Source organism: Pseudescherichia vulneris NBRC 102420, assembly GCF_000759795.1.
GTDB classification, from domain to species: Bacteria; Pseudomonadota; Gammaproteobacteria; order Enterobacterales; family Enterobacteriaceae; genus Pseudescherichia; species Pseudescherichia vulneris.
This window is the reverse complement of record NZ_BBMZ01000014.1, coordinates 167,662-175,440: the sequence shown is the minus strand read 5'-3', so window position 1 is coordinate 175,440 and position 7,779 is coordinate 167,662. Positions and strand designations below refer to the sequence as shown.

At 56.1% G+C, this 7,779-nt stretch carries 6 protein-coding genes and 2 pseudogenes; 1 reads left to right on the top strand and 7 read right to left on the bottom strand.

Translation table 11 applies throughout. The annotated features are described in order from the left end of the window. Window positions 1-10: 10 nt before the first annotated feature. Window positions 11-571, bottom strand: a pseudogene (locus tag EV102420_RS13650) (SDR family NAD(P)-dependent oxidoreductase); the annotation flags it as partial. Here EV102420_RS13650 and EV102420_RS13645 point away from each other — a divergent pair. Beyond that, window positions 571-1,239: pseudogene (locus EV102420_RS13645) on the top strand (helix-turn-helix domain-containing protein); the annotation flags it as partial. The pseudogenes EV102420_RS13650 and EV102420_RS13645 overlap by 1 nt on opposite strands. Window positions 1,240-1,414: 175 nt before the next feature. On the opposite strand, the gene phoH reads toward EV102420_RS13645, so the two are convergent. From phoH to putP, 6 genes are all read right to left on the bottom strand, one after another. After that, entirely contained in the window at window positions 1,415-2,203 is a 789-nt protein-coding gene (gene phoH / locus EV102420_RS13640; RefSeq protein ID WP_042392618.1) for a phosphate starvation-inducible protein PhoH, read from the bottom strand. A 23-nt stretch (window positions 2,204-2,226) separates the two neighbouring features. Further along, window positions 2,227-2,481 (bottom strand): hypothetical protein, encoded by a 255-nt coding sequence (locus EV102420_RS22110; protein ID WP_042392616.1) that lies wholly within the window; start codon window positions 2,479-2,481, stop codon window positions 2,227-2,229. Between the two features lie 243 nt (window positions 2,482-2,724). Next, window positions 2,725-4,008: an iron uptake transporter deferrochelatase/peroxidase subunit gene (gene efeB / locus EV102420_RS13630; protein WP_042392614.1), complete on the bottom strand. Its 1,284-nt coding sequence runs from the start codon at window positions 4,006-4,008 to the stop codon at window positions 2,725-2,727. Window positions 4,009-4,010: 2 nt separating this feature from the next. Further along, a complete protein-coding gene (gene efeO, locus EV102420_RS13625) occupies window positions 4,011-5,138 on the bottom strand; it encodes an iron uptake system protein EfeO (RefSeq protein ID WP_042392611.1) in 1,128 nt (375 codons plus the stop codon). 54 nt (window positions 5,139-5,192) lie between these two features. After that, the gene (efeU, locus tag EV102420_RS13620; RefSeq protein WP_042392609.1) at window positions 5,193-6,026 is read right to left on the bottom strand and encodes an iron uptake transporter permease EfeU; all 834 of its coding nucleotides are present in this window, start codon (window positions 6,024-6,026) and stop codon (window positions 5,193-5,195) included. Window positions 6,027-6,255: 229 nt separating this feature from the next. Further along, window positions 6,256-7,761, bottom strand: a complete 1,506-nt coding sequence (putP, locus tag EV102420_RS13615) for a sodium/proline symporter PutP (RefSeq protein WP_042392607.1) — start codon at window positions 7,759-7,761, stop codon at window positions 6,256-6,258. Window positions 7,762-7,779: the final 18 nt, after the last annotated feature.

Genomic DNA, 7,779 nt, shown 5'->3' with positions numbered 1-7,779 from the left:
CTGTCACTCGTCAATTCGTGCCAGCCATGTGAAGGGCATCCTCTCCAGCGGGTAAACGCATCGGTGCATTAGGATCGTTGACAACGTGCCAGACCGCTTTCGCTACATCGATGGGATAAGTAACCCTGGCGCTATCATTCCGCATCTCATTAAAGATTTGCTGGCTTAGCTCGGCATACTCTGCAGGAATGTCCCCCATGATACGTTGAGCATTTTCGCCAAAGCGGGTCGCGGGTGCACGCCCTGGCAGAATGAGGCCCACGCGGATATTAAACGGCTTTAGCTCAATAGCCAGAGATTCAGTGAACGCATTCACTGCCGCCTTGCTGGCGGTATACGCTGCCAGTAGCGGCAGCGGTTTTAGGGTAACGGCTGAGGTGATATTTACGATCACGCCTGAACGCCGCTGTCTGAATTGTGGAAGTACGGCCTGGGTCATCGCGATAGTTCCCAGCGTATTTGTTGCAAAAACCTCCTTCACTGCCTGCAGGGAAACGCCCTCAAGCGCATTTAACATCCCGACGCCTGCATTGTTTACCAGAACATCTATATCGCCGACGTCGTCAATGGCTGCCGGTTGAAGTAGCAGACAGGCACTTCAGGGTTGGCGATCCGCGCGTTGCACCTGAAATACTGGCTCTGGTAGGCCACTGCGTATCTGACTCTTCCGATGCAGGGTTACTGGTTTCGCTTCTGCCTGAGTTTATTTGCGTGCGTGATGAAAAGCGTTTGGCGCTGCTTATGGGGTTGCTGAAAGATGAAACGCAGGCGCAGCGGGCAGGAAAAGCGTTCATGCTGGCGCGGGTGACGGAATTGCTTTTCATTGAGGCCATTCGGTCTGGCAATGCCCTAATCACACCCGGGCTGGTACGCGGCCTGGAAGATCCTCGTATCGCTCAAGCTCTTCGGCTGATACATCAGGATCCCGCCAGGCGGTGGACAGTCAAATCGCTGGCCAACGGCTGCGCACTATCGCGATCGACGCTGTTTGAACGATTTACAGAAATGATTGGCATAACACCGATGGCTTATCTTCTCGCCTGGCGAATGGCGCTGGCTAAACAGATGCTTTGCCATACCGGTATCACTATCGCAGCGGTAGCAGAGCGCATTGGCTACGGCTCTGCCAGTGCTTTCAGCGTAGCGTTTACCCGTTATGTTGGTACTTCACCGGGAAAATATGCGCAACAGTGTGCTGGGGTAAATAATGGCGGAGGCGCGCTATCGACAGCGTATTAGCATTATGCGGGAATGGTCGCACGACTGGCGGGTCTTCGTAACGGGCGTGATGCACATGATTGATGGCGCATTGGCGCATAGCGGGTGGTCGGCTATTACCGTCGAACTCCGCCACATAAAAAACAAAGCCCGGTTACCCGGGCTTTGCGATCGCATTCTCAACTACGCGAGTTCATCAGTAGTATGCTTGCAGCGTCCGCTGGCAGAGGGCCGAGCGCACGCAGTCATCTTTGGTAAAGCGGACGATGCCAATCATCTCATCTTCCTCAAAACGTGCCAGCGCATCGCTCAGGCCGGACTGGACGCCCGACGGCAAATCGCACTGGGTGATATCACCGTTAACGATCACGGTCACGTTCTCCCCGAGGCGTGTCAAAAACATCTTCATTTGCGCAGCGGTCACGTTCTGAGCCTCGTCAAGGATCACGACCGCGTTTTCAAATGTACGTCCGCGCATATAGGCGAACGGCGCGATTTCTACCTTACCAATCTCTGGCCGCAGGCAGTATTGCATAAAGGACGCTCCAAGGCGTTTGACCAGCACGTCATAGACGGGCCGGAAGTAAGGAGCGAACTTCTCCGAGATATCTCCGGGTAAGAAGCCAAGATCTTCATCGGCTTGCAGGACCGGACGGGTGACGATAATTCTGTCCACATCCTTGTGGATCAGGGCTTCTGCCGCTTTCGCTGCGCTGATCCAAGTTTTACCGCATCCTGCTTCACCTGTAGCAAAAATGAGCTGTTTACTCTCAATTGCATTCAGGTAGTGCGCCTGAGCTTCATTACGCGCGACAATTGGCGAGTTATCACGGCTATCCCGCGCCATGCCAATTGATTCAACGCCACTCATCTGCACAAGCGAGGTGACCGACTCTTCTTCACGCTGTTTATGGCTGCGCGAATCTCGTCTCAGCACACGTTTAGCTTCACGACGAGCTTTGATCACTGCTTTCTGTCTTCCCATGGATAGCACCTTGAGTTGTAGGTTTACATCACACGCGCCGCTGCCGGCACGATTATGCGCACGAACGTCTGAGGTTTGGCTTCCTTGTAAGCCATGACTTGCTGATGAAAAGACGCGGCAAACCCACCCACTGTGTCATTTGCCACGTCGGTAAATTCAGGTGTTGTGATGAGGAAAGAGGAGATTCTGGCGGTGAGGCGATCGCTGTCGGTGGCGTGCTGGCCGCACCGAGCCTGACGGTTTGAGTTGCGTGCTTGTCCTGAGCCGGATGCTACCATTCGCGATCTCCATAGTGAATCGTTCACTGCCGGGAACTACCGCTGTTGTTATAAGTAAAACAAAAATTTTCATAAAAGCAACATTATATTTACCTAAATATAACGTGCCTGAATCCTCATACCGAGCCAGTTTCTGACATTAATATTACAAATATATAACAGGATCGCGCTCATAGAAAAAAATGATGGTGGGGAGTCGAGAGAGGAAGATGTCTCCTGCCTCACTGGGCAGGAGACAGCGCGTTATGCCTCAAGCAGAGGCTGAGCAAGATAGTGCTGCGTCGCCTTCACGCCCGGCAGCGCAAAGAAGTATCCCCCGCCAATGGGCTTGATGTACTCCTCCAGCGCTTCGCCGTTGAGCCGCTTCTGCACCGTCAGGAATCCCTTCTCCAGATCGTGCTGGAAGCAGACAAACAGCAAGCCCATATCCAGCTGGCCAGCGTTGGTGACCCCCAGCGAGTAGCTATAGCCCCGACGCATCATTAGGTTCGCTTCGGTCTCCGGCGTGCGTGGGTTGGCAAGGCGTATATGGCTGTCGAGGGCAATAACGTCGCCGTCCGGATCGCCAGCGTAGTCCGGCACGTCATGCTCATGTTTCATGCCCAGCGGTGCCCCGCTCTGTTTGTCCCGGCCGAAAATCGTCTGCTGCTCCTTGAGCGGCGTGCGATCCCAAAACTCAACGTGAAACTGGATGATGCGTACCGCCTGATAGCTGCCGCCCACCGTCCAGGCGGGCTCCTGCTGGTCGGGCGTGACCCACACCACGCTCTTCATCAGAGTACTGTTCGCACTGTCCGGGTTGCCGGTACCGTCTTTAAAGCCCAGCAGGTTGATCGGTGTCTCTTTGCCTTTACTGCGCGCCGCGTGATCGGAGATAAATCCTTCCCGCTTCCAGCGGATGCTGAGCAGATCCGGCGTGTACTTAATGATATCGCGCAGAGCGTGGATCACCGTATCCCCGGTGTTAGCGCAGATCTGCAACAGCAGATCGCCATGGCACAGGGCGGCGTCTAGCGAATCGTTGGGGAAACGCGTCATCTTCTCCAGTTTGGCAGGGCGCTGCGGGCCTAAGCCAAAGCGGTCATCGAACAGCGATGCCCCTACCGACACGGTGATGGTCAGGTTATCTGGCGCAATAAAGCCACCAAGAATACCGGAGTCCATCGGCGGTAGACGTGGATTAGACGTTTCCGGCGCGGGACCGCCGGTGGTTAAAAACGCGATCCGCTGGGTCAGGAGACGAAACAGCCGTTCCAGCTCGGGCTTGTCGCTGGCCAGCACGTCAAACGCCACCAGCATCATTGAGGCCTGCTGCGGCGTCAGGATCCCTGCCTGATGCTCGCCATAGAACGGCTGGGTCTCCATCCGCGCATCCGGCGACAGGGTGCCGGGAGCGCTTGTCGGTTTAGCCGCGTGGGCAACCGGACAGCCGCCCGCCAGCGCCAGCGCGCCGCCCAGCGCGCCCATACTCTTCAGTAAACGACGGCGTGAAGGCTCGCTTACGCCGTCAACATCATGCTCTGTCATGCTTAATCCAGTCCCAGTACGCCGCGCAGCTGGGCCAGATCTTCCGCCAGGGTAGTAATCGGTCCTTTCAGCGCCGTGCGATCGGCGTCGGTCAGTTTGTCATAGGTTTCGAAGCCATCTTTGGTGCGGTATTTCGCGAGAATGGCATCGACTTTCTTGAAGTTGGCGTCCACCTTCGTCAGCAGGTCAGCGTTGTTTTTCTGCAGCTGCGGACGCAGCAGGTCGACAATTTTCTGCGCGCCGTCGACGTTAGCCTGGAAGTCCCACAGATCGGTGTGGCTATAGCGATCCTCTTCACCGCTGATTTTGCTGGCCGCCACCTCTTCAATCAGCCCTGCCGCACCACCCACCACTTTTGACGGCGGGAAGGCCAGCTCGCTGATGCGTTTTTGCAGCTCCAGCACGTCGCTGTTGAGCTGGTCCGCATACTGCTCCATGCCTTTAGTGGAGTTATCACCAAACAGCGCTTTTTCGAGGCGGTGGAAACCGGTGAATTTCGGATCGGCGGCTTTCTGTTCGTAGTCATCTTCACGGGCATCAATGCTGCCGTCGAGGTCAGAGAAGAGCTCAGCGATAGGCTCGATACGCTCGTAGTGCTGACGCGTCGGGGCATAAAGCGCTTTCGCTTTCTCGATATCGCCCGCCTTCACCGCATCGGTAAAGGCCTTGGTCTTAGCCACCAGACCGTTCATCTCTTGGGTCACGTAAGCTTTATACGCGGTGATAGCGCCGCCCAGGCTCAGCAATGCGTCACCTTTAGCCGCGTCTGCCGTAGAGGCACCTTTGACAATCAGCTTGCCCTTGGGATTGGTCAGCAGGCCGCAGGTCATCTCGTATTCGCCCGGCTGCAGGTTAGCGGTCAGCTTCTGACTAAAGCCTGGCGCGATGTTCTCCCGCTCCTCAACCACCATTACGCCCTTCAGGATCTCCCACTCCAGCGCTTTCTGGCTGTGGTTGAGGATAATGAACTGCGTCTTCCCGGCATTAACCGTGAGGTTCATCGGTTCACACTGTTTATCCGTTACCGTAACCTTCACCTGAGGAACATCCGCCGCCTGGGCGTTAAACGCGCAGGCGAGCAGCGCGGCAATACCAACCTGTAAAGCACTACGACGAAAATGCGTTGCCATGACCTTTCCCTTTTAAAAGTATGTTGTAACTATTGCTGTCACGCTGAGTAAACATCAGGAGGCTCCAGGCGACATCTGCGCCCCTGGGCGCGGCGGCAGTATAAACAGCACCAGCGCCGGAATAAGATAGGCAAACCAGACCACCACCTCACTGACGCTAGGTGCTTCCTGATAGCCAAAGATGCCTTCCAGCAGGGTGCCAAACAGCGTGTGGGTGCTGAGGGTATTGCTGAGATCGAAGGCTACCTGCTGGAAATGGTTCCACAGGCCCGCTTCGTGGAAGGCACGGATCGCCCCCGCAGCCAGCCCGGCGGCCACCAGTAGGATAAACAGGCTGGTCCATTTGAAAAACGCGGCCATGTTAAGGCGAATACCGCCCCAATAAATCAGGAAGCCGATGACCACCGCCGTTGCCAGTCCGGTGAGTGCACCCACCGGGGGCCAGATCCCCACATCCTGCTGAAACGCGGCCAGCAGGAAGAAGACCGACTCCAGCCCTTCCCGCGCCACGGCAAAGAAGACCATCATAATCAGCGCCCAGCCATGATGATTGCCCTGCTTCAGGGCGTTATCCACGGCCTGCTCAAGCTGCACCTTGACGTTGCGCGATACTTTGCGCATCCAGAAAACCATCCATGTCAGGATCACCACGGCGATGACCGCGACGATACCCTCAAATAGCTCCTGCTCTTTCTGAGGAAACTCGCCGGTGGTTTCGTTGATGATGATACCCAGCGCAAGGCAGAGTGCGGCGGCGAGAAAAACGCCGATCCACATCACGCCTATCCAGCGGCCGCGTTGGGTACGCTTCAAATAGCTGGCGATGAGGCTAACGATCAGCGCCGCTTCGAGTCCTTCGCGTAACATAATGAGAAATGGCACAAACATGCGGTAAACCTTTGAATGTTAATCAGCGTCAAATGATGCAAAGAAAAGTAAATTTCAATGATAGTGATTATCATTACGCCAGCCGTAAACACAAGTAATTTCTGCGCGGAAGTTTCTCAGAATGTTACGCAGGCGAGGCCGCGTACTGGGAGGTGAATTAAAGGTTGCAGAATTGTAATTAAGAAGTGAGAAAACGCACCGGAAAGCGGCTCCGGTGCGTGTATAACGATTAGTTTGCTACGCGGGGTTCCGGCTTGGTGTGGTAGTGCGCATCCGCCTCGGCAAAGCGCGCCTGCATGCTTGCCGACGGCGCTTTGTCCAGCAGGCTGAAGAGCACAATACCGATGCTGCCGAAGATAAAGCCTGGAATGATCTCGTACAGGCCCAGCAGTTCGAAATGCTTCCAGACGATGACGGTGACCGCACCGATGATCATCCCCGCCAGCGCGCCGTTACGGGTCATGCGTGACCACAGTACCGAGAAGAGCACCACTGGACCAAAGGCGGCACCAAAACCAGCCCAGGCATAGCTCACCAGACCCAGCACGCGGTTTTCCGGGTTAGCCGCCAGGGCGATAGCCACCAGCGCGACCACCAGCACCATGACACGTCCGACCCACACCAGTTCGGTCTGGCTTGCGTGTTTACGCAGAAACGCTTTGTAGAGATCTTCCGTAATCGCACTTGAGCAGACCAGCAGCTGGCAGCTCAGGGTCGACATCACCGCTGCCAGAATGGCAGAGAGCAGCACGCCGGCAACCCACGGGTTAAACAGCACCTGTGCCAGTTCGATGAACACGCGCTCGGCGTTCTGGTTTACCGCCCCAGCCTGCCCCGGGTTGTTGCTGTAGTAAGCGATACCGAAGAAGCCTACGGCTACCGCACCGGCCAGGCAGAGGATCATCCAGGTCATGCTGATCCGGCGAGCGTGAACGATGGTGTGGTGGGAATCCGCCGCCATAAAGCGCGCCAGAATATGCGGCTGACCAAAGTAGCCCAGGCCCCAGCCCAGCAGCGAGACGATAGCCACAAAGTTCAGCCCTTTGAGCATGTCGACGTTTTCAATGCTCTTCTGCTTGATCACCATCAGCGAGTCGTCGAAACCGCCTACGGAGACCATCACCATCACCGGAGTGAGGATCAGGGCAAAGATCATCAGGCTGGCCTGCACGGTGTCGGTCCAGCTTACAGCCAGGAAGCCGCCCACGAAGGTATAGAGGATGGTGGCTGCCGCACCGGCCCACAGCGCCGTTTCGTAGCTCATGCCGAAGGTGCTCTCAAACAGACGCGCCCCTGCTACGATGCCGGAGGCACAGTAGATGGTGAAGAAGAGCAGAATAACCAGCGCAGAGATGATGCGCAGCACGCGGCTACGATCTTCAAAGCGGCCGGTGAAGTAGTCCGGCAGCGTCAGGGCGTTGTTATTCACCTCGGTGTGCACGCGCAGGCGGCCCGCCACCAGCTTCCAGTTAATCCATGCCCCCAGCGTCAGGCCAATAGCGATCCAGCTTTCAGAGATACCCGAGATAAAAATTGCCCCAGGCAGGCCCATCAGCAGCCAGCCGCTCATATCGGACGCACCCGCAGAGAGTGCGGTTACCATTGGCCCCAGGCTACGCCCGCCGAGAATGTAGTCGTCAAAGTTTTTTGTCGATCGCCAGGCGACAAAGCCAATCAAAATCATGCCAAAGATGTAAATAAGAAACGTCACCAGCATCGGGGTGCTCATTGCCATTCAAAAGTCTCCAGATCT

Excerpts from the sequence above, each read along its gene's own strand:
- efeB (WP_042392614.1), bottom strand. The coding sequence starts at position 4,008 with ATGACAGAGCATGATGTTGACGGCGTAAGCGAGCCTTCACGCCGTCGT.
- putP (WP_042392607.1), bottom strand. The coding sequence starts at position 7,761 with ATGGCAATGAGCACCCCGATGCTGGTGACGTTTCTTATTTACATCTTT.
- efeO (WP_042392611.1), bottom strand. The coding sequence starts at position 5,138 with ATGGCAACGCATTTTCGTCGTAGTGCTTTACAGGTTGGTATTGCCGCG.
- efeU (WP_042392609.1), bottom strand. The coding sequence starts at position 6,026 with ATGTTTGTGCCATTTCTCATTATGTTACGCGAAGGACTCGAAGCGGCG.
- phoH (WP_042392618.1), bottom strand. The coding sequence starts at position 2,203 with ATGGGAAGACAGAAAGCAGTGATCAAAGCTCGTCGTGAAGCTAAACGT.
- EV102420_RS22110 (WP_042392616.1), bottom strand. The coding sequence starts at position 2,481 with ATGGTAGCATCCGGCTCAGGACAAGCACGCAACTCAAACCGTCAGGCT.